Here is a 489-nt window from a genome sequence, read left to right on the forward strand (position 1 = left end):
TTCTTGACCCAGTGCACGTAGGTCTCGTCGAACATCACGTCATCGCCGTCGCGCCAGGCGTAAACCTGACCGTCGACGAAGATCCGGCAGTCGTCGGAGTTGGGTGTCGACAGGCCGAGGTGATAACGCAGGGAGCCGGCGAACGGGTCACGGTGCGGATTGAGGTGACTGCCGCCCGGCAGCAGCGCGAACATCGCGCCCTTGACGTTGGGTATGGCACTGACCAGTGCCACGGTTTTCGGGCAAAGAGCTTCGGCCGATGGCAGCGGTTTGTCGTACCACTTCAGATAGAAACGCTTCCAGCCCTTCTTGAAGAACGAACCGAAACCGGCATCGTTGTTTTTCTCGGCGGCGCGAATGTAGCCTTCGTCGAACAGGTGCATAGCTTCGTCGCGAATGGTTTCCCAGTTGTCCCGCAGTACATCCAGCTCCGGAAACTTGCTGCGATCCAGATACGGTCTGGATGGCACTGCGGAAAACAGGTACATC

Annotated in this window: 1 protein-coding gene; it reads right to left on the minus strand. The window is 58.7% G+C overall.

Going from position 1 to position 489, the window contains the following annotated elements; genetic code table 11:
• Positions 1 to 489: aspartyl/asparaginyl beta-hydroxylase domain-containing protein (locus tag J5M56_RS24685; RefSeq protein WP_207938021.1), on the minus strand; the 489-nt coding region annotated here is incomplete at both ends.

It is taken from the genome of Pseudomonas sp. 51_B (genome assembly GCF_017491595.1).
Classification (GTDB): Bacteria; Pseudomonadota; Gammaproteobacteria; order Pseudomonadales; family Pseudomonadaceae; genus Aquipseudomonas; species Aquipseudomonas promysalinigenes.